Source organism: Mesoflavibacter zeaxanthinifaciens DSM 18436 (genome assembly GCF_000422365.1).
Classification (GTDB): Bacteria; Bacteroidota; Bacteroidia; order Flavobacteriales; family Flavobacteriaceae; genus Mesoflavibacter; species Mesoflavibacter zeaxanthinifaciens.
The window spans coordinates 19,604-39,319 of the sequence record NZ_AULQ01000006.1; the positions used below are offsets into that span (position 1 = coordinate 19,604).

The window sequence follows — 19,716 nt, forward strand, 5'->3', positions numbered from 1 at the left end:
ACTCTAGACTGCATTCGAGGTGACGCTTTAATCCTTAAACTGTTCTTTATTATCTAAATTGTCTTTTCCAATACTTAACATATTAGCAAATAATCTGTACGCACCAGAAACACCAGCAGGAAATTCTCTAAAAAAGCTAAGACCTGTGTAAATATAATAGCCTTTACCGTGTTTTGCGACTAACAAACTACCTTGTTTTTCGGTTTCGCCTTTATCGTGCATGGATAGAATAGGTGTAAATTCGTTAGACCATTGGTTTGGAAAATATAAACCACGTTCTTGCGTCCAACCTTCAAAGTCGGTTTTTGTAATTTGGTTTGGATAATTTAAAACTGGATGATCTTTAGCTAAAAGTGTAACTTCTGCATTCTCATCAGTAACACGATCTCTAGACACTTTTAACTCAAAAGGAGATAAGTTCTCCACTTTTAGACCGCGATTTGTATTGTATTGCACAATCATATTACCACCATTTTCTACAAAATCGAATAAAATTTGTTGTTTAAATTTAAGTTCGTCTAAGATGTTATACGCTCTAATTCCAACAACTACAGCATCAAAAGCGCTTAATCTTTCAGTAGTGATGTCTTCTGGTTTTAAAACCATTACATTGTAACCAATTTGTCTTAAACTTTCTGGTACAACATCGCCAGCACCTTCAATATAAGCAATGTTTTCGCCTCGTTTTTTAATATCTAAACGTACTACTTTGCTTTCGCTTGGAAGCACAACAGTTTGATAAGGAATGTGTTCGTAATCGATTTCAACTAATTCTCTTGTGTAAACGTCTTCACCAACATGAACCATTGGCGTTATTAATCCTTCGTTTTGATTTTTTGGAGGAATAACCGTAAACGTCAATGTTTGTGTTTCATCTTTATATTTAATATCTATATTTTGCTTTTCAGGATAAACAGACCAATTGTTTGGATGCGCTATTTGAACAAAACCATTTAAATTATCACGACCAGCTTTTACAATTACCGAAATGTCTTTTTGTTGATCTGTATCAAAAATGATGACTTTCTCTGAAATTTTTGCTGATGCTTCAGGAATGATTTCAAATGGACGATATAATTCGCCTTTATCTGGTTTAGAGTACCTGTAAACAATAGATTTAGTTACAGAAAACGGTTGATTATTAATCGTTAAATTGAAAGTCACGCTTATTGGTCTTGGTGTTTCTGGTTTTCCTATTAAATTTTTATCTTCAACTTTATACATACCTAAAGTTCCTTTTTTATTCAACCAATATGGTGAAGACGGTTGCATATTTTTAGGAATAGTAAGCGATTGCTCTACATTTTGTTTATCATTATTTTTTAAAGGAAGCGCTTTTAAAGTAGCTATTTTATCTGTAGAAAGTTGATAAGACACCAATTCCATATTAATTGCACTACGGTTTACTGCTTCAATATTTAATGTAATAGTTTCTCCTGCAGAAGCAGTTGGCGTATTAGCAGATGCTTCTAAATATAGACCTAAACAAGCTTCAATTATAGCGTCAATTTCTTGAGTTTTATAGTTTTTCCAATACTCATTATCTAATTGTTGGATTAACTGTCTTGCTAATAATAAGTCTTTAACGTGTGTTGAAGGATTTTCAAAATTGAAATTTGTCTCAACTTTCTTTAAAATGTCACCAATAGTTTTTCCGCCTTTCACACGATTCCAGCTTGTGTCTATACCTTCAAAAAGGTTGGTTTTGTCTTTTGGTAAATCGCCATTAATAAGTTCGATATATTCGGTTTGTGATCCACGTTGCGTTAAAGCACCAAATCCTTGACATAAATGTTTACTTCTTGAAAGTGCAGCAATCTCGTTATTTGATAACCCTTTTGAAGGGTAATATACGCCAATATCAAAATTTAAAAGTTTGCTTTTGTCTGCTTTTTCAAAATTTTCTTCACTACCATAAAACCACCAACTGGTATTAAAAAATTGGCGTTTTGGTTGCCAAGTTCCGTATGTTTTAGCTTGTTCTGGATATATGTTTGGGTTTTTTGCCAAATCAAAAGCTTCTACGCTTAACATAGCAGAAGTTGTGTGATGACCGTGAGTTGTGCCAGGTGTACGATGATCAAAACGGTTAATGATAATATCTGGTTTAAACTGTCTTATGGCTAAAACAACATCGCTTAATACTTGGTCTTTGTCCCAAATATCTAAAGTTTCTTCAGGATGTTTTGAGTAACCAAAATCGTTTGCTCTACTAAAACGTTGCTCGCCACCATCTACGCTTCTTGCGGCTAATAATTCTTGTGTACGTATAACACCTAATAATTCTCTAATTTCTGGACCGATAAGATTTTGTCCGCCATCACCACGAGTTAAAGATAGGTAAGCTGTACGTGCTTTTATTTGGTTAGACATGTAAGAAATTAGGCGTGTATTCTCATCATCCGGATGAGCTGCTACATAAAGAACTGTACCTAAAAAGTTAAGTTTTTTTACAGCATCATGAATTTGAGATGCGTTAAGTTTTTTTGGTTGTTGTGCTTGTAAAGGCAGAGCCAAAACAAAAATAAATAGGAGCGAAGCTAGTTTTTTTAGCATTTTTAAGGTTAATTATGTTTGAGGTAAATATACATAATAGCCTTAGCGGAATAGCTGTTTTAAGCCTTTTTTAACGTTATTTTTAGGATGTTAATTTTAAGAAGTGAAGCTAATTTATATTTCTATATTTTTTTTCTTTTTGACACGAATTACACGAATTGTCACAAATCATTTACGTTTGCTAACTGCTAACTGCTAACTGCTAACTGCTAACTGCTAACTGCTAACTGCTAACTGCTAACTGCTAACTGCTAACTGCTAACTGCTAACTGCTAACTAAAGCCACTTTTTACGTTTAAAGTAGTACAGCATCGCTAAGAAAATAAGAATCATTACAGCCCAAACTATATGATAACCATACTTGTATTGTAGCTCTGGCATGTTAATGAAATTCATCCCGTAGATCCCAGCAATAAAGGTTAATGGGATAAAAATAGTAGCGATAATGGTTAACACCTTCATGACTTCGTTCATTTTGTTGCTAATGGTTGTCATGTACATATCCATTAAACTCCAAATCATTTCGCGATAAATATCTAAGTTTTCTGTGACTTGTATAATATGGTCGTAAACATCTCTAAAAAAATGTGTTGTCTGTTCTTCAATTAAACTATTTGGATCTTTTTCTATACGACCAATAATTTCGCGAAGCGGAAAAATAGCGCGTCGTACTTTTAAAACTTCTCGTTTTAAATTTTGTATTTGCTGAGAGATTTCTTCTTGAGAAATTCCATTAAAAAGATCGTCTTCAAGGTCTTCAATTTTATTACCCATAGTTTCTATAATGGCATAATAATGATCTACGATAGCATCTATTAAGGCATACAATAAATAGTCTGCACCTTCTGTACGTATACGTCCTTTTTTGTGTCTTATACGATCTCTTACATTTTCAAAAACATCACCTTCGGCTTCTTGAAAAGTCAATACATAGTTTTTGCCTAGTACAAAACTTACTTGTTCTGATATAATAGTTTCATTATCATCGTAATACATCATTTTTAAAACGATAAAGATGTAACTTTTATACTCGTCAATTTTTGGGCGTTGAGAAGTATTTACAATGTCTTCTAAAAGTAATGGATGAAGTTGATAGTAACTACCTATGGTTTCTATCTCGTTAATATTATTTAATCCGTTAAGGTTAACCCATGTTACAGACTCTGTATCTTTAAAAACAAACGCTTCTTCTATGTTAGAAAGGTCTTTTTCGTGAATGTCGTTATCGGTATAATCAAAAGAATGAAGGTGTAATTTTACGTCTTCTTTTTTTCCTGTATAAACCAATGCGCCAGGTATTTGACCTAAGTGCTTTTTATAGTTTTGTGTGCGTTTTTTTTGTTTGTTTTTTGCCATAATTAATGGAAATCTCCAAAGTCTTCAATTGCGTCTTTCTGAACTAAAGTTACAGCTTTTTGCAGAATTAAATTGTTTGGATACGTCACTAAATCTCCATTATCTAATCTTAGATGAAGCTGAAACGCACGAATATCTTCAATTATACCTTCTAAAGGCGAATCTTTATCGTGGATTTTTATTTTGTCTCCAACTTTATAAGGAAACGAAAAAAACATGATTATTCCAGAAGTAATGTTACTTAAAATTGACCAAATGGCAAATAAACCAATGCCAATAACTGCAAAAACCGAAGAGAAAAGTAGTGTTAGGTTTTCTAGTGTTGCACCAAATATATAAGAAACAAATAGTAAAAATATTAGAATTAGAGTAAAGGTAGAATATCTAGATATTAACCCAATTCTAGCATCATTGATGCTACTTTTTTGTCCTATTTTTTTAATTGAAATTTTTAAAACAGACCTTATTATTAAAAATATAATAAGAAGAACTATTGTTTTTAAAATTTCGTCTTGTAAATGCTCAAACATGTATTAAAATTTTGGTAAATATAGATTTTAAACTGAATTGTTAATCTAATTGCAATGTTTTTCTTAATGGTAAATCTTTATTACTATTTTGACTCCAATATGCGGTATTTATAGTTTTAAGTTTTGTTGCTTTTGTTGTTAATCCGTCTATAGTTTCTTCCCAACTTGTAATGCTAAAAGGGAAATTGTTTTCAAAATTAATAGTAAGTGTTTTGTTTAATTCTTCAATTGAAAGCTTGTATTTCCTTTCTGAAATTTCCGCGAAAGCATTATAAGCTTTTAAAGGTTTATGTTTTAAACGAATGTATTCTAAACTTGGAATAATTTTAAAATTACCAGTAGGAAGACTGTTTGGATCAATGCGAAGTTGTGTCCAAATTTCGTTCTCCAAAACTGCTTTTTCTAAGTTGAAATTTTGATCTGCTTCACCTTCAAAATAGGAATGCGATGTAACTTCAAATTGCTCTCTGTTGTTGATTTGTGTGTAAATTTGTCCGCACCATTCTTGTATAGAAGCACTAACTTTTAAAGCGTGTTGGTTGTTTGCAACGGGATAAAATGTGCTTTGCATAATGCTGTACGGGTAAATACCAGTATTGAATTTTTTAGTGGCATTTAACTTTAAAACGCTTATGTTTTCTGGGTTTTTCTGGTCTGCTTTTACTTGTACTTTTGGTAAAAAAGGCTCTGTGACGTAAACTAATACAGCTTTTCCGTCACGTAATTCACCATAACGCGTTTGTTCTAGTTTGTAAGAAGTGATTTCGGCTTTTCCAGCATACCAATAGTCTTTAAATTGTTGGTCAGGTTTATAGGCTGGCGGTAGCTTTTTTTCTTCTTTTTTAGTTGTAATTTTTTTAGGTGAATCTGTAGTTTGTTTTTGTTCTTTGCAAGCAAAAGTAAATAGACAAGTAAGTAAAATTGTGGTTAGTTTAAATCGCATGGTTATAAGAAATTGTAATATAAATTTACAATCTTAAAACTCTTCTGCAATGGTATTTAACGTTTTGTAAACAAGATGAGTTGGCATACCAACAACGTTAAAAAACGAGCCTTCAATACTGGTTACGCCAATTTGTCCAATCCATTCTTGTATACCATAAGCGCCAGCTTTGTCTAAAGGCGAGTAGGTTTTAATATAATGCCAAATCTCTTCATCTGTAAACGCTTTAAACGTCACTTTTGTAGTTGCATTTACCGTTTTTTGAAAGATTTTTGTACGTACACATACAGATGTAATCACTTCGTGCGTATTATCACTTAAAGATTTAAGCATTGCAAATGCTTCGTCGTTGTTTCTAGGTTTGCCCAATGCTACGCCTTTATGCCAAACTATGGTATCGCTGGTTACTAATATTTCATGATCTTTAAGTTCGTCTAAAAAAGGTAAAGACTTTAATTGCGCAAGATAGTCGCTAATTTCAAAATGCATTAAGCGATTAGGGTAATCTTCTTTAGTGTCTTTTAATCGGACTTCAAAATCTAATCCTAAATCTCTAAAAAACTGTTGTCTTCTTGGTGATCCAGAAGCTAATATTATATGTCTGTCTTTTAGTTTTTCTTTCAGCATAATTATATGATAAAATAGTACACGACCATAGATAGCATGCCTAATAGCATTACGACTTTTAATAATCTGCTAATCAATTTGAAATCTTTTTTGTTTTCAGCAGAAAACAATTTTATAGCGATATAGATTAAAGGTGCTATCACAGCAATTAAAAAGTAAATAATGGCTATGGTTTGCATATAAAGATACGCATTTAAGTAATATGCTAATATTAAAATGGAAGCAACAGTTAATCCAAAAGCAATTTTTGCAGCTCTGTTTTTACCTAAGACTATAGGTAAAGTTTTCATCTGCGCATTGTAATCGCCATCTATATCTTGAATATCTTTTACAATTTCTCTAATAAAAGTGATTAAAAATGCAAAAACGGCGTAATCTACAATAACTTCAAACATCGAAGATTGTATAAACTTATTTTGCATATTTATGGTAGGTAGTAAATCGAAAATACCAACAACAATTAGACTTAATGCTACAAGACCACTTATTACGATGTTACCAACAAGTAGCATTGGTTTTAAAAAGGAAGCATAAATATAAAGTAGTGCGGCAATGACTACAAAAATGCCAAAAAAGGTACTTCTGTTAACATCGTTAGCTAGGTAAAACCCAGTAACAACGCCAATAAAAGTAAATGCCATATAATAATTATAGGCTTTATCTTTTGCAATGGTTTTTCCTACTATTTGCTTGTTAGGTTTATTAATTGCGTCTGTTTCTACATCAAAAATATCGTTAATAATATAACCGCCAGCAGCGATACATACGGTTGAAATAACTAAAATGATAAATTGAAAAGTACTTAGCGTTGTATCTACATTAAAGGCAGGAAACATCGCGTATTTAATAAGTACTTGCACTAACGCAATTAATATTAAGTTTTTATATCTAATTAGGTTGATAATATTCACTAGTTGTTGGTTTTTTAGTTTTTTGTTATTCTAATTTTGTTGCATTAAAATGTTTGGGCATCAAAATCGCTGTCCCATTTCCCTTGTACTTTTAATACTTGTTGTATAACATCTCTTACGCAACCTTCGCCACCTAATTTATGTGATACATAATTACACATATCTTTAACTTCTGGTACTGCGTCTTGTGGACAAGTAGCTAATCCTACTTGTTTAAGTACTGGGACATCTGGTATATCGTCTCCCATATACAACACGTTTTCTGCATTGATGTTATTATTGCTAATATATTCGTTATACTGAGTTAATTTTTGATGAGCGCCCAAATAAACATCTTTAATACCCAAATGTTGTAAGCGCAATCTAACACCTTCGTTTGTCCCGCCAGATATAATACAAATATTAAATCCATGATTAAGTGCTTGTTTGATTGCATAACCATCTTTAACATTCATATGTCTTATCATTTCGCCAGAAGTAGTTATAGTAACTATTCCGTTAGTTAAAACGCCATCTACATCAAAAATAAAGGTGTTGATTTGGTGTAAGTATTCTTTGTAGCTTTTATCTTCCATTATGTGTTTTTTTTATAGATGAAGTCATTAGTTTATAAATAGCTTCATGATGCTCGTTATCTAATAATTTTAAATGTCTTTTTATTGTTTTTTTGTCGTTACGTTTAGCTGGACCAGTTTGTGCCTTGTATGGCGAAACGTCTTGAACTTTTTTAGCAGTTTCGGTAATTAATGGTTTTAAAATATCAAATTCTGCACCATGTTGTTCTGTTATTTCATGAGCAACCCTATACAATTGATTAGTGAAATTATTTACAAAAACAGCAGCTAAATGTAAAGCAGGTCTTTGATCTGGATTAACTTTGTAGGTTTGACAGCCTAACGTTTCTCCAATAGATTTTAAAAGTTTAAAGTCTTGTTTTCTTAATGTTTCTATACAAATTGGTACTGTTGTAAAGTCTAAAGCAACATCTTTACTAAAAGTTTGCAACGGATAGAAAACTCCGCGATAGTGTTTTTTGTCAATATCATATAAACTAGCACTTCCAGAAGTATGAACAACTAAACGTTTTTCAAAAGGAAGGTTGTTGCTTAAAGTTTCAATTGCATCATCGCTTACGCAAATAATATATAAATCAGCATCAACTAATTCGTTTAAATTATCGGTAATACTAACTTCATTTTTGTATAATGAAATATTGTTTAAAGTACGATTATACCATTGTATAACGCTAATTTTATCAGTAGCAGAAATTGCTTTATATAAATGAGTGGCTACATTTCCTGCGCCAAGCAAAACTATTTTTATCATGGTGTAAAAATAATAAGAAAATATCTATAAAAACGGACATTAACGTATCTTTGTTATAATGATTAAAGACGATATAAATACACGAGAAGATGTGGCTTTGTTAGTAGATCAATTTTACAAAAAAGTAAGAGCAAACGCTATTTTGGGACCAATTTTTAATCAAGCTATTACCAATTGGGATCAACATTTAGATCACTTAACCACGTTTTGGGAAAGTAGCTTGTTTATGGGGAAACCTTTAAAGAAAAAATATATAGGAAACCCATTAGAAGTGCACGTAAAAGTAGATAAAGCAAATAATAATAGTATTACAGAACATCATTTTGGTATTTGGTTAAACCTTTGGTTTGAAACTATAGAACACTTATTTGCAGGAGAAAATGCAGAGTTAGCTAAACGAAGAGCAAGAAAAATGGGTACATTTATCCATCTTAAAATTTTTGAAGCAAGGCAACAAAACAGTTAAACTTTTTAACTATTTAAACTGATTTTAAACCAACAAAAACAACTATCTTTGCACGAGCAAAAAAAGGCTTTACCTATGCAAAATAAATTGGGCAAGATTCTATTCTCAACACGATTAACAGCTATATTATTTATTGTATTTGCCATCGCTATGGCTACTGGTACATTTTTAGATGCCAAAATGGATACATCTCCAACACCTTACACCCGTAATTTAATTTATAATGCATGGTGGTTTGAAGCTATAATGGTACTATTTGTTGTTAACTTTATAGGTAATATTTCAAGATACAGGTTATTACGTAAAGAAAAATGGGCAACGCTATTATTACATCTAGCATTTATATTAATTATAGTAGGTGCAGGAATAACAAGATATTACAGTTTTGAAGGTATGATGCCTATACGTGAAGGAGAAACTAGCAACGCATTTCTTTCTCAAAAAACATACATCACAGCATATATTGATGGTGATTATATGATTGATGGCGTACCACAACGTCTACCAATAGAAGAAGAAGTTGATTTTTCTGGTAGAATGAAAAATAGTTTCAGTCTAAATACAGCTTATAATAATCAACCGGTAAGTATTGAGTTAGTCGAGTTTATTAAAGGTGCAGAAGAAACAATTATCCCAAATGAAAATGGCGAAAATTATTTAAAAATAGTAGAAGCAGGTCAAGGCGCACCACACAATCATTTCTTAAAAGAAGGCGAAGTACAAAGTATACATAATGTGCTTTTTGCATTAAATAAGCCAATAGATGGTGCTATTAATTTAACAAAGTCTGAAAACGGAATTACAATTAATTCTCCTTTTGATGGAGAATATTTGCAAATGGCAACAATGAGCCAAGGTAAACTTGTTAAAGACAGTATTCAACCATTTATGTTACGTTCGCGTTACATTATTGGAGACATGCAATTTGTAGTTCCAAATCCAATAATTAAAGGAGAAATAGGCGTTGGTAAAAAATCTCAATTATTAAAATTTGATGAAGATGGTGTTATACTAGATGTTACTGCAAACGGAAAAACTAAACGTGTTGGTTTAATTGGTGGACAAGGAACAAACAATCCTTTCAAAAAAATTACGATCGATAATTTAGACATTAACCTTAAATACGGCGCAAAAGTCTACAAATTACCATTTAGTGTAAAGTTGAATGATTTTATTGCTCAAAAATATCCTGGTACACAAAACTCTTATCAAACCTTTGAAAGTAAAGTGACCATTTTTGATAAAGAAGAAGGCGATTTTGATTATCATATTTACATGAACCACGTTTTAGATCACAAAGGGTATCGTTTTTTTCAAGCTGGTTTTGATCCAGATGAAAAAGGAACAAAACTATCTGTAAATCATGATTTTTGGGGAACTTGGGTAACTTACATTGGTTATTTCTTATTATACATAGGTTTGATGGCGATTATGTTTGATAAAAATTCACGTTTTGGAGATTTAAAAAGACTTTTAGAAAAAGTAAAAGCTAAAAAAGCAGAACTTTTAACTATATTTTTCTTGTGTTTCGCTTTAAGCGGAATAGCTCAAAACGACCATATTCACACAGAAGACGATGGTCATGATCATCAAGTTACGGTACCAAAAACACCATCAAAAAGGCAAATAGATTCTATTTTAAAGGCAAATGTAGCACCAAAATCTCACGCCGAAGAATTTGCAAAGTTAGTTTTACAAGATTTAGATGGTCGTATGATGCCTATAGATACATATGCTTCAGAATTACTTAGAAAATTAAGTAAATACGAAGCTTATGAAGATATGACTGCTAATCAACTTTTCTTAAGCATTCAAGAAAGTCCGATGTTGTGGTATAACGTGCCAATTATTTATATAAAACCACGTAAAGGAGATTCGATACGTAGTATTATAGGTATTAGTAAAGACCAAAATTATGCTAAGTTATTAGATTTCTTTGGAGACGATTTTAACTACAAATTAGATAGACAGTTAGAAGAAGCTTATGAAACGCAAGTAAAAACAGCTATTCAAAAAGAGTTTATAGAGGTTAATAATCGTGTTAATTTATTAAGTAATGCAATAGAAGGTAGATCGTTAAAGATTTTCCCTGTACCTAACGATGACAATAACACTTGGATTTCTCCATTTGAATATAAAAATGAAGGTTATAATCAAAAAATCCAAGACTCAACCTACGGAAGTTTTATAAACGCTGGATTTGATTGGTATTTATATAGCTTAAATGAAGCTAAAAAAACTGGAGATTTCTCCCAACCAGAAAAATTATTAAAAGCTTTTAAAACCTCTCAATCTAAAGTAGGAGCTGAGGTAATGCCAAGCGACTCTAAGATAAATGCAGAAATACTTTACAATAAATACGATGTATTTAAAAAATTATTTATTTACTATTTAACAGCAGGAATTTTATTGTTAGCCTTATTAATATGGCAAATTTTTAAAATAGATAGTAAATGGTTAAAGACAAGTATTAAAGTATTTAAAGTATTAATAATAGTACTTTTTGTGATCCATACATTAGGCTTAATTGCAAGATGGTATATTTCTGGTCATGCCCCATGGAGTAATGGTTACGAGTCTATGATTTATGTGGCTTGGGCAACCATGTTTTTTGGTCTAGGATTTGGAAGAAAAAGCGAGCTAACTATTGCAGCAACTTCCTTTGTAGTTTCAATATTATTAATGGTAGCGCATTTAAGTTGGATGGATCCTGCAATAGCAAACTTACAACCTGTATTAAATAGTTATTGGTTAAAAATACATGTAGCAGTCATTGTTGCTAGTTATGGTCCGTTTACGCTAGGCTTTATAATTGGGTTAGTAAGTTTATTTTTAATGGCATTTACTAATAAAAATAATAAAACTAAGCTAGATTTAAGTATTAAGGAATTAACTTATATAAATGAAATGGCTTTAACCGTTGGTCTAATAATGCTTACTATTGGTAACTTTTTAGGCGGTCAATGGGCTAATGAAAGTTGGGGAAGATATTGGGGATGGGACCCAAAAGAAACCTGGGCTTTAATAAGTATAATGATATATGCATTTGTAATACATATGCGATTAATACCAGGCTTAAGAGGAAGATGGACATTTAATTTATGGTCTGTAATTTCTATTGGAAGTATTATTTTTACATATTTTGGTGTTAACTTCTATTTATCCGGATTACATTCTTATCAATCAGGACAAGATATTAGCTTAATTTATATTGGCGTTTCGGCTATTTTAATTGCAATTTTAGGTGTTTTCTCTTATAGAAAATATATCAAATTTTATAAAAAGTAAGTTTTTAATTACTTTCTAAGAAAATAATGATTAACTTGATACAAATTATAAATTGTTAATTTTTAGTTTTAGTGGAATATATTAAAAAGTTAGGTTGGGGTAACATATTTATGTTAATTCTTTGTCTAGCAATCATTATAGTAGCCGAATACTTATTTCTTAACGGATATCAACTTCATGGAATATTTATTGGGCTTTGGGCACCAATGCTTATTGGTATATTGATTTTTATAAAGCTTATAAACGATGGGAAATAATATTGTATTTTGGTTTTCTATTATAGTATTTATTTTAGTGGTTTTATGGGCTTTTTTCATGCTTAGAGCTTATAATAAAACTCGAAAAAAATAACTTCACGTATAAATATTTAGATGAAATTTTTTAAAGAATTTAAAGAATTTGCCGTAAAAGGCAATATGATGGATATGGCTGTAGGTATTATTATTGGTGCCTCATTTAATAAAGTGATAGATGTCTTAGTAAAAAAAATATTTATGCCACCATTGTCACTAATGACAGATGGATTAAACTATCAAGATAAACGTTATATATTAAGAGAAGCTGTTACCAATAAAAATGGAGAAGTAACTACACAAGAAGTTGCCATTTATTATGGCGAGTTATTTGAAGCTTTTTTAGATTTTCTAATCGTTGGACTAACTGTCTTTTTAGTTGTTAAAGCAATGAATAGGTTAAGAGCCAAGTCCCATGATACAAAAGATAAAACTGTAACAACACCAAAAGACATAGAGTTGCTTAGCAAACTTTCAGATTTAATGGAAGAACAAAACAAACTCCTTAAATCTAAAGCAGATATAAATTCAAAATAAATAAGCCTGTTTTAAACAGGCTTTATGTTATAGTTTAATAAGGTTTTTATCTAAGTTAAGATCATCTAAAATTTTATTTGTAAAACTATAATGACCTTTAGTTGTAATAATTTTAAATCGGCTGTTTTTCATTCTTGAAACCACATCAATTAAACGCCATTTGGTTTTTAAAAGATTAGGTTTTTTACTTTTAATACCAAGCTCAAAATAATATTTCCTACTTCGTTTAAAAGCAGTTATATCTGGTGTGACCGTGACCTCTCCATTCTTTTTGGTAAAAGAATTTGGCGTATCATAACCATCAAGGTCTGCTTTAATGTTTTCAAAACCTAAATATTCTAGGTGTTTAATAGATTGTTCTAAAATGTCCGTATGTTCTTGTTTATCAATTGTTACCATAACCCTTATTATACAAAAAGTAGATGTTTTTTTAGGTTAAAGAAGTGTTAAAGCTTTAAAGATAATACTTAAAGAGCCTATACTTTTAAGTATTAAGAGACATATTTTGTATTTTAGTTGTTTAAAAATTGCATTATAAAATGAAACATAAAAACTTAGGGTTAAACACTATTTGTTCTCACGTCGGAGAAGTAGAAGATAAACAATTTAAAGGTGCAGTTTCACCTATATTTTTATCTTCTTCATATGAGTTTATGGATGTAGACGTAAAACGCTATCCAAGATATTTTAATACGCCAAACCAAGAATATTTATCCAAAAAAATAGCGGCTTTAGAGCATACTGAGACAGCAATGATATTTGGTTCTGGTATGGCAGCTATTAGTCATATGTTTTTAGCATTTTTAAAAGCAGGAGATCATATTGTGGTGCAAAACACAATTTATGGAGGCACAACAAATTTTATAAGAGAAGAATTTCCTAAGTTAAATATAGAATTTACTTTTACAGATGGTTATCAAGTAGAAGACTTTGAAACAGCAATACAACCAAACACGAAGTTAATTCATATAGAAACACCTTCAAATCCATTATTAACAATTACAGATATTAAAGCTATAGCCAAATTAGGGAAAGAAAAAGGTATTGTTACTAGTATTGATAACACATTTGCAAGTCCTGTAAATCAAAATCCAGCAGATTTTGGTATCGATTTAATTATGCACTCTGCAACCAAATATTTTGGCGGACATAGTGATATTTGTGCAGGCGCTGTTGCAGGTAGTAAAGAACACATGGAACGCATATGGAACATTTCTAAAAACCTTGGTGGTAGTCTTAGTGACTTTACTGTTTGGATGTTAGAACGTAGCATGAAAACCATGGGACTACGTGTTAAAGAACAATCTAAAAACGCTTTAAAAATGGCTAAATGGTTAAATAAGTTAGATGAAGTTAAGCAGGTTTATTATCCTGGTTTAAAAGATCATCCTGAGCATAAATTGGCAAAGTCGCAAATGAAAGATTTTGGCGGTATGTTATCTTTTGAGTTAAAAGATCATTTAGACGCAGAAGCTTTTCAAAAAGCATTACAATTAATCAAACCATCAATGAGTCTTGCAGGTGTAGAAAGCACTATGTTATCTCCAGCGCAAACATCACACTCTTTACTAACACCAGAGCAGAGGAAGCAATTGGGTATTAGTGATGGTTTAATACGCTTTTCTGTAGGGATAGAAAATACTAAAGATCTAAAAGCAGACATAAAACTAGCTTTAAAAAATATCAAAAAGTAACATTTTGAAATCGGCTAAAGGACATACAAATAATTATAATTTTGAAGTTTTAATAGATAACTACCCTAAACTTCAACCATTTGTTTTAAAAAACAAATACGGTAATTTAACTATAAATTTTTCTGAAGCTAAAGCAGTTAGAGCGTTAAATACGGCTATATTGAAAACTAATTATGGTATTAATTATTGGCAATTTGATGACAATAATCTAACTCCACCAATACCAAGTCGTGTTGCATATATTCATCTTTTAAAAGATTTATTACTAAGTAGTAATTTAGATGGAAACATAAAGGTATTAGATATTGGTACTGGCGCAAACTGTATTTATCCGTTACTTGGTCAATCAATTTATAATTGGCAGTTTGTTGGCTCAGATGTAAATAAAAGTTCGATAAAACAAGCTGAAAAAATTATAGCAAAAAACAATTTAGAGGATAGAGTTTCAATAAGATTTCAGAGCAATCCAAATCAAATACTTCAAGGTATTTTGACAAAAACAGATATCTTCACCCTAACTATGTGTAACCCGCCTTTTTACAAAGATGAAACTGAAGCAAATTCAGCCACATTAAAAAAGTTAAAAGGATTAAATCAAGACACAAATAGTATAAACAGAAACTTTTCTGGAATATCAAATGAATTGTGGTATAAAGGTGGAGAAAAAGCATTTTTACACAATTATTTATACGAAAGTAGCTTGTTTAAAAATAAGTGCTTTTGGTATACAACATTAGTTGCTAATAAAGACAATATAAAATCAATGTATGCGTCTTTAGATAAATTAGGAGCAAAAATTATAAAAACTTTACCAATTAATATTGGTCAAAAAAAGAGTAGAGTAGTAGCTTGGACTTTTTTAAATGAAGACCAACAAAAACAGTGGAATAAATAACATAATGAAAGTAGATATATTAGCATTTGGGGCACATCCAGATGATGTAGAGTTAGGCGCAGGAGCAACCATAGCAAAAGAAGTAGCAAATGGTAAAACAGTAGTTATAGTAGATTTAACTAAAGGAGAACTTGGTACACGTGGTACAGAACACACACGTAAAACAGAAGCAGAAGACGCAAAAAACATACTTGGTGTCGCTGCGAGAGAAAATTTAGGCTTTGCCGATGGTTTTTTTACGAATGATAAGCAACACCAGTTAGAAGTCATTAAAATGATACGCAAATATCAACCAGAAATAGTGTTGTGTAATGCTATAGATGATAGGCACATAGATCATGGTAAAGCCAGTAAATTGGTTAGTGATGCATGTTTTTTAAGTGGATTATTAAAAATTGAAACAGAAATAGAAGGAAAGCCACAAGAAAAATGGAGACCAAAACAGGTTTACCATTACATACAATGGAAGCATATAGAACCAGATTTTGTTGTAGACGTTACAGATTTTATTGATATAAAAATGAAAAGTGTCTTAGCTTATAAAACACAATTTTATAATCCAGACAGTAATGAGCCTCAAACACCAATTTCTAGTAAAAATTTTACAGATAGTATTATTTATAGAGCAAGAGATTTAGGGCGTTTAATTAATAGTGAATACGCAGAAGGTTTTACAGTTGAGCGGTTTGCAGCAGTAAATAGTCTTTTTGATTTAAAATAGTATAAAAATTATTTAAAAATCTTTTGTGATATTTAGTAAATAAACTACATTTGCACACGCATTTTAATATGCGTTATACACGGTGGTTGTAGCTCAGTTGGTTAGAGCGCCTGATTGTGGTTCAGGAGGTCGTCGGTTCGAGACCGATCTTCCACCCAAAAAGTAAAAGCCTTTCAGAAATGAAAGGCTTTTTTTGTAAGCTTTATTTGAAAAATTTTTCTTTTAATACTTTATAACCATTCCAATTACAAGTATCATCTTTTCTTACTATACTTTTATCGTTATTTAATTTAAACGTGAAAGAGTTTACTGTTGTGCAGCCTCTTTTTGTGTTGTTTATATTAATTAATTGTGTTTCAAATTCAATTAAATAGTCAATTTCTGTTGGTTTTATGATTGTCGATTTTTTAATATCGTTGCTTAAAAGTGTAGCTGTAAGAGTTTTGTCTAAATATTTAAATTCTAAAGTTTCTGAATGTTGATTAAAACAACCATAGGATTGATATGTTATACTTAATTGATCTCCTTCTTTTAAATTTTTAAAAAAAAGGTATTGATTTTCTTCTTGTTTAATAGTCTTTAAATCAAAAGAAGTTGATGTATAGTATATGTTTGTGTAAGATAAAAGGATACTAAATAAGAGTAAGAATTTCATTTTAAAAAATTTTAATTACTCTAAATAAAAAATAATCTACCTTTTATTAAAAGCGTAATGAGTAAACGTTACGTTTTAATTAGTAAAAGATAGATTATTAATGGTAAAAGTTATTTTACTTAGCAGTAGTTATATTTATTCTGCTTTATCTACAACTATTCTTTGGTCACGATTAGCTAATTCCCAAGCTGTATAAAATACTAAACGCGCTCTATTTTCTAATAGATCATAATTAATTTTTTCTACAGTATCGCTTGGTCTATGGTAATCATCATGTGTACCGTTAAAATAGAATATAACCGGAATATTGTTTTTTGCAAAGTTGTAATGGTCACTTCTGTAGTAAAAACGGTTTGGATCGTTTTCATCATTATAAGTGTAATCTAATTCTATATTAGTGTACTTACTGTTTACTTCTTCAGAAATATTATGTAATTCTGTACTTAATTTATCACTTCCGATTAAGTAAACATAATTTCTGTCACCTTCACGTTTTGGGTCAATACGCCCAATCATGTCTATATTTAAATCTGCAACGGTTTGATCTAAAGGAAAAATAGGATCCATATCTGCATAATAACTACTACCTAATAAGCCTTTTTCTTCTCCTGTAACATTTAAAAATACAATAGAACGTTTTGGTCCGTGACCATCTTTTTTGGCTTTAGCAAAAGCTTCTGCAATTTCTAAGACTGCAACAGTACCAGAACCATCGTCGTCTGCTCCATTATTAATTTCGCCATCATGGTTACCAATGTGGTCTAAGTGAGCAGAGATAATAATATATTCGTTTGGTTTTTCAGTTCCTTCAACAAATGCAACTACGTTATTTCCATTTAAAGCTTCAGATTTATTAGTATAGTCTATTTCAATACTTGCATTGTAAACTTTATTAGTAAAAGCGTTGTTTATTGCTGTATCTGTTTTAAGAATAGCTTTTGCAGCATTATCATTTAATAACATATAATACATGTTATTATCTTTACCGCTTAGTGCCATACGTCCGCTAGAGCTACCATAGCGTCTAGCAGCCATACCAAAAATATTTGGATTATAGTACAATACAGCTTTAGCGCCTTTTTCTTTTGCAATATCACGTTTTGTAGCAAATTCTTGTCTTAGGTTAGACCATTTAGTAGCTTCTTCTGTACCAGAGATTAGGTAAGTGCCATCTTCGTTTTTAGGTTCTCCAGAACGTATAAAAACGACTTTACCAGAAACATCAATATTTTTATAATTAGAGTAATTGTCAGCCTCTATACCGTAACCTAAATCAATAACTTGGTTTGCAGAAAATTGACTTGTTGGCATTGCTGTGATAGATACAATATCTTCTAAGTTTTTTAATGCGGTACCATTTACGGTTAAAGTTACATCTGGAGCTGCTAGTTTTTCTAGTGGTACTTTTTGAAAATAATCATTGTTTCCTTTGGCAGCAGGAACACCATAAGTCATGTAGTGGGCTTTTAAAAAGTTTACTGCTTTTTCTTCACCTTCTGTACCTGTTTCTCGTCCATTAAATTCATCTGATGCATATTCATAAAGAAGAGTTTTTAACTCGGCTTCAGTAATTGTTTCGGCATAAGTTGTTGGGCTAACTTCTTTTTGAGTTGTTTTTTGTTCTGCTTGTTTTTGTTGACTACCACAAGCAGCAAGTAGTAAGCTAAAGCTAGCAATAGATAATAATGATTTCATATGTATTTGTTTTAAGAGCTATAATTGCCTCTCAAAAATAACACAAAATTCTAGTTTGAAGGTCTAAGATTTAATAATTAAGAAGAATTTAGTTGTTAAATATCACTGTTATGTAATAGGAATTCTTCTTTATGCGCTAAGTACCATGCTGTAGAAAAAATAAGTTTAGTACGCTTAGCTAATAAGTTAAAATTAATTTTATCTGCAGTATCAGAAGGTTTATGGTAATCTTCGTGAGTACCATTAAAGTAGAAGATTACAGGAATATTTTCTTGAGCAAAATTATAATGATCTGATCTGTAATAGTATCGGTTAGCATCGTCTTTTTGATTAAACGTATAATCTAATTCTATGTTTGTTGAGGTAGAATTTACCTTTTCTGAAATAAAATGAAGCTCTTTACTAATTCTGTCAGAACCAATTAAGTATATATAATTTGGATTGTTTTTATGTTTATCATCTACACGTCCAATCATATCAATATTAAGATCTGCAATGGTGTTTTCTAAAGGAAAAAGCGGATTTTGTGTGTAGTATAAAGAGCCTTGTAAACCAATTTCCTCTGCAGTAAGGTGTAAAAATAATATACTTCTTCTTGGTGAAATCCCATTACGTTCTGCTTCTTTAAAAGCTTGTGCTATTTGCAGCATGGCAACAGTACCAGATCCATTATCGTCTGCACCATTATTAATCTGTCCATCAGTTACGCCTAAATGGTCGTAATGTGCAGAGATAATTAATACTTCTTCAGGTTTTTCTTTTCCTTTTATGAAGGCTACAACATTTTCTGAAGCATTATATTTTTTTGGAAGAAATGACTTTGGTATATATTGAAAATACGTTGAATCATTACCAGGTAATATTTTTTCTTTGACATAAAAATCTTTAATGTAGTTTGCAGCTAACTTTTGACCTTTGCTTCCAACTTCTCTACCATTAAAAGAGTCTGAAGCTATGTTATAAATTTGAGATTTAAGTTCTTCTACAGTAATTGTTTTTGCATATTTACTAATTGTTGCAGAATCTTTTATAACAATAGAATCCTTAAGATTATTTATTTTGGTTGAATATTTAGTGGTTGTACAAGAACCGACTAAGGATAGTGCAGAGATTATTAAAAGCGATTTCATTATCAAGATGAATATTTGGTCGGTAAAGATATGTTTATTTGTTTCAAAAATAAATGTTTTTCTTTTCAAAATTTTCAAAACACATTAATTATC

General features: G+C 30.8%; 18 protein-coding genes and 1 tRNA gene. 7 read left to right on the top strand and 12 right to left on the bottom strand.

The genetic code is table 11. The features are described 5' to 3' along the window. Positions 1 to 27: 27 nt before the first annotated feature. The 8 genes from H574_RS0106055 to H574_RS0106090 form a co-directional block, all read right to left on the bottom strand. Complete coding sequence (locus H574_RS0106055; protein WP_036227213.1) at positions 28 to 2,556, bottom strand: PIG-L family deacetylase; 2,529 nt, start codon at positions 2,554 to 2,556, stop codon at positions 28 to 30. Positions 2,557 to 2,832: 276 nt separating this feature from the next. Then, positions 2,833 to 3,912 (bottom strand): magnesium/cobalt transporter CorA, encoded by a 1,080-nt coding sequence (corA, locus tag H574_RS0106060; protein WP_027879709.1) that lies wholly within the window; start codon positions 3,910 to 3,912, stop codon positions 2,833 to 2,835. Between the two features lie 2 nt (positions 3,913 to 3,914). Beyond that, positions 3,915 to 4,442, bottom strand: coding sequence for a mechanosensitive ion channel domain-containing protein (locus H574_RS0106065; protein ID WP_027879710.1), 528 nt, complete (start codon positions 4,440 to 4,442; stop codon positions 3,915 to 3,917). 40 nt (positions 4,443 to 4,482) lie between these two features. Continuing rightward, positions 4,483 to 5,385, bottom strand: a complete 903-nt coding sequence (locus H574_RS0106070) for a hypothetical protein (protein WP_027879711.1) — start codon at positions 5,383 to 5,385, stop codon at positions 4,483 to 4,485. Positions 5,386 to 5,418: 33 nt separating this feature from the next. Further along, a complete protein-coding gene (locus tag H574_RS0106075) occupies positions 5,419 to 6,012 on the bottom strand; it encodes a Maf family nucleotide pyrophosphatase (protein ID WP_027879712.1) in 594 nt (197 codons plus the stop codon). 2 nt (positions 6,013 to 6,014) lie between these two features. Continuing rightward, the gene (locus H574_RS0106080) at positions 6,015 to 6,923 is read right to left on the bottom strand and encodes a geranylgeranylglycerol-phosphate geranylgeranyltransferase (protein ID WP_081653183.1); all 909 of its coding nucleotides are present in this window, start codon (positions 6,921 to 6,923) and stop codon (positions 6,015 to 6,017) included. Positions 6,924 to 6,967: 44 nt separating this feature from the next. Continuing rightward, entirely contained in the window at positions 6,968 to 7,498 is a 531-nt protein-coding gene (locus H574_RS0106085) for a KdsC family phosphatase (RefSeq protein ID WP_027879714.1), read from the bottom strand. Further along, positions 7,488 to 8,249 carry a Rossmann-like and DUF2520 domain-containing protein gene (locus H574_RS0106090; protein WP_027879715.1) on the bottom strand — a complete coding sequence of 254 codons (762 nt, stop codon included), beginning with the start codon at positions 8,247 to 8,249 and terminating at the stop codon, positions 7,488 to 7,490. Before H574_RS0106090 ends, H574_RS0106085 begins: the two co-directional genes overlap by 11 nt. Before the next feature lie 58 nt (positions 8,250 to 8,307). On the opposite strand from H574_RS0106090, the gene H574_RS0106095 reads away from it, so the two are divergent. The 3 genes from H574_RS0106095 to mscL all read left to right on the top strand — a co-directional run bounded on the left by H574_RS0106095 (position 8,308) and on the right by mscL (position 12,833). After that, positions 8,308 to 8,715 (top strand): group III truncated hemoglobin, encoded by a 408-nt coding sequence (locus H574_RS0106095; RefSeq protein ID WP_027879716.1) that lies wholly within the window; start codon positions 8,308 to 8,310, stop codon positions 8,713 to 8,715. 75 nt (positions 8,716 to 8,790) lie between these two features. Then, entirely contained in the window at positions 8,791 to 12,003 is a 3,213-nt protein-coding gene (locus H574_RS0106100; protein WP_027879717.1) for a cytochrome c biogenesis protein CcsA, read from the top strand. Positions 12,004 to 12,374: 371 nt separating this feature from the next. Continuing rightward, complete coding sequence (gene mscL, locus H574_RS0106110) at positions 12,375 to 12,833, top strand: large conductance mechanosensitive channel protein MscL (RefSeq protein ID WP_027879719.1); 459 nt, start codon at positions 12,375 to 12,377, stop codon at positions 12,831 to 12,833. A gap of 27 nt (positions 12,834 to 12,860) precedes the next feature. On the opposite strand, the gene H574_RS0106115 is transcribed toward mscL, so the two are convergent. After that, the gene (locus H574_RS0106115; RefSeq protein ID WP_027879720.1) at positions 12,861 to 13,232 is read right to left on the bottom strand and encodes a hypothetical protein; all 372 of its coding nucleotides are present in this window, start codon (positions 13,230 to 13,232) and stop codon (positions 12,861 to 12,863) included. 140 nt (positions 13,233 to 13,372) lie between these two features. Here H574_RS0106115 and H574_RS0106120 point away from each other — a divergent pair, with 140 nt between their 5' ends. From H574_RS0106120 to H574_RS0106135, 4 genes are all read left to right on the top strand, one after another. Further along, a complete protein-coding gene (locus tag H574_RS0106120) occupies positions 13,373 to 14,527 on the top strand; it encodes a trans-sulfuration enzyme family protein (RefSeq protein WP_027879721.1) in 1,155 nt (384 codons plus the stop codon). 4 nt (positions 14,528 to 14,531) lie between these two features. Further along, the gene (rlmF, locus tag H574_RS0106125) at positions 14,532 to 15,422 is read left to right on the top strand and encodes a 23S rRNA (adenine(1618)-N(6))-methyltransferase RlmF (RefSeq protein ID WP_027879722.1); all 891 of its coding nucleotides are present in this window, start codon (positions 14,532 to 14,534) and stop codon (positions 15,420 to 15,422) included. A 4-nt stretch (positions 15,423 to 15,426) separates the two neighbouring features. Next, positions 15,427 to 16,143, top strand: a complete 717-nt coding sequence (bshB1, locus tag H574_RS0106130; protein WP_027879723.1) for a bacillithiol biosynthesis deacetylase BshB1 — start codon at positions 15,427 to 15,429, stop codon at positions 16,141 to 16,143. Positions 16,144 to 16,224: 81 nt separating this feature from the next. After that, positions 16,225 to 16,300, top strand: a tRNA-His gene (locus tag H574_RS0106135). A 45-nt stretch (positions 16,301 to 16,345) separates the two neighbouring features. On the opposite strand, the gene H574_RS0106140 is transcribed toward H574_RS0106135, so the two are convergent. From H574_RS0106140 to H574_RS0106150, 3 genes are all read right to left on the bottom strand, one after another. Further along, positions 16,346 to 16,798, bottom strand: coding sequence for a hypothetical protein (locus tag H574_RS0106140; protein ID WP_027879724.1), 453 nt, complete (start codon positions 16,796 to 16,798; stop codon positions 16,346 to 16,348). 135 nt (positions 16,799 to 16,933) lie between these two features. Beyond that, a complete protein-coding gene (locus H574_RS0106145; RefSeq protein WP_027879725.1) occupies positions 16,934 to 18,493 on the bottom strand; it encodes a M28 family metallopeptidase in 1,560 nt (519 codons plus the stop codon). A 95-nt stretch (positions 18,494 to 18,588) separates the two neighbouring features. Continuing rightward, on the bottom strand, positions 18,589 to 19,623 hold the full coding sequence (locus H574_RS0106150) for a M28 family metallopeptidase (RefSeq protein ID WP_027879726.1): 1,035 nt from the start codon (positions 19,621 to 19,623) through the stop codon (positions 18,589 to 18,591). Between the last annotated feature and the right edge of the window lie 93 nt (positions 19,624 to 19,716).

Bases quoted from the DNA above. Each gene is read 5' to 3' on its own strand.
- H574_RS0106055 (WP_036227213.1), bottom strand. From the start codon at position 2,556: ATGCTAAAAAAACTAGCTTCGCTCCTATTTATTTTTGTTTTGGCTCTG.
- corA (WP_027879709.1), bottom strand. From the start codon at position 3,912: ATGGCAAAAAACAAACAAAAAAAACGCACACAAAACTATAAAAAGCAC.
- H574_RS0106065 (WP_027879710.1), bottom strand. From the start codon at position 4,442: ATGTTTGAGCATTTACAAGACGAAATTTTAAAAACAATAGTTCTTCTT.
- H574_RS0106070 (WP_027879711.1), bottom strand. From the start codon at position 5,385: ATGCGATTTAAACTAACCACAATTTTACTTACTTGTCTATTTACTTTT.
- H574_RS0106075 (WP_027879712.1), bottom strand. From the start codon at position 6,012: ATGCTGAAAGAAAAACTAAAAGACAGACATATAATATTAGCTTCTGGA.
- H574_RS0106085 (WP_027879714.1), bottom strand. From the start codon at position 7,498: ATGGAAGATAAAAGCTACAAAGAATACTTACACCAAATCAACACCTTT.
- H574_RS0106090 (WP_027879715.1), bottom strand. From the start codon at position 8,249: ATGATAAAAATAGTTTTGCTTGGCGCAGGAAATGTAGCCACTCATTTA.
- H574_RS0106095 (WP_027879716.1), top strand. From the start codon at position 8,308: ATGATTAAAGACGATATAAATACACGAGAAGATGTGGCTTTGTTAGTA.
- H574_RS0106100 (WP_027879717.1), top strand. From the start codon at position 8,791: ATGCAAAATAAATTGGGCAAGATTCTATTCTCAACACGATTAACAGCT.
- mscL (WP_027879719.1), top strand. From the start codon at position 12,375: ATGAAATTTTTTAAAGAATTTAAAGAATTTGCCGTAAAAGGCAATATG.
- H574_RS0106115 (WP_027879720.1), bottom strand. From the start codon at position 13,232: ATGGTAACAATTGATAAACAAGAACATACGGACATTTTAGAACAATCT.
- H574_RS0106120 (WP_027879721.1), top strand. From the start codon at position 13,373: ATGAAACATAAAAACTTAGGGTTAAACACTATTTGTTCTCACGTCGGA.
- bshB1 (WP_027879723.1), top strand. From the start codon at position 15,427: ATGAAAGTAGATATATTAGCATTTGGGGCACATCCAGATGATGTAGAG.
- H574_RS0106140 (WP_027879724.1), bottom strand. From the start codon at position 16,798: ATGAAATTCTTACTCTTATTTAGTATCCTTTTATCTTACACAAACATA.
- H574_RS0106145 (WP_027879725.1), bottom strand. From the start codon at position 18,493: ATGAAATCATTATTATCTATTGCTAGCTTTAGCTTACTACTTGCTGCT.
- H574_RS0106150 (WP_027879726.1), bottom strand. From the start codon at position 19,623: ATGAAATCGCTTTTAATAATCTCTGCACTATCCTTAGTCGGTTCTTGT.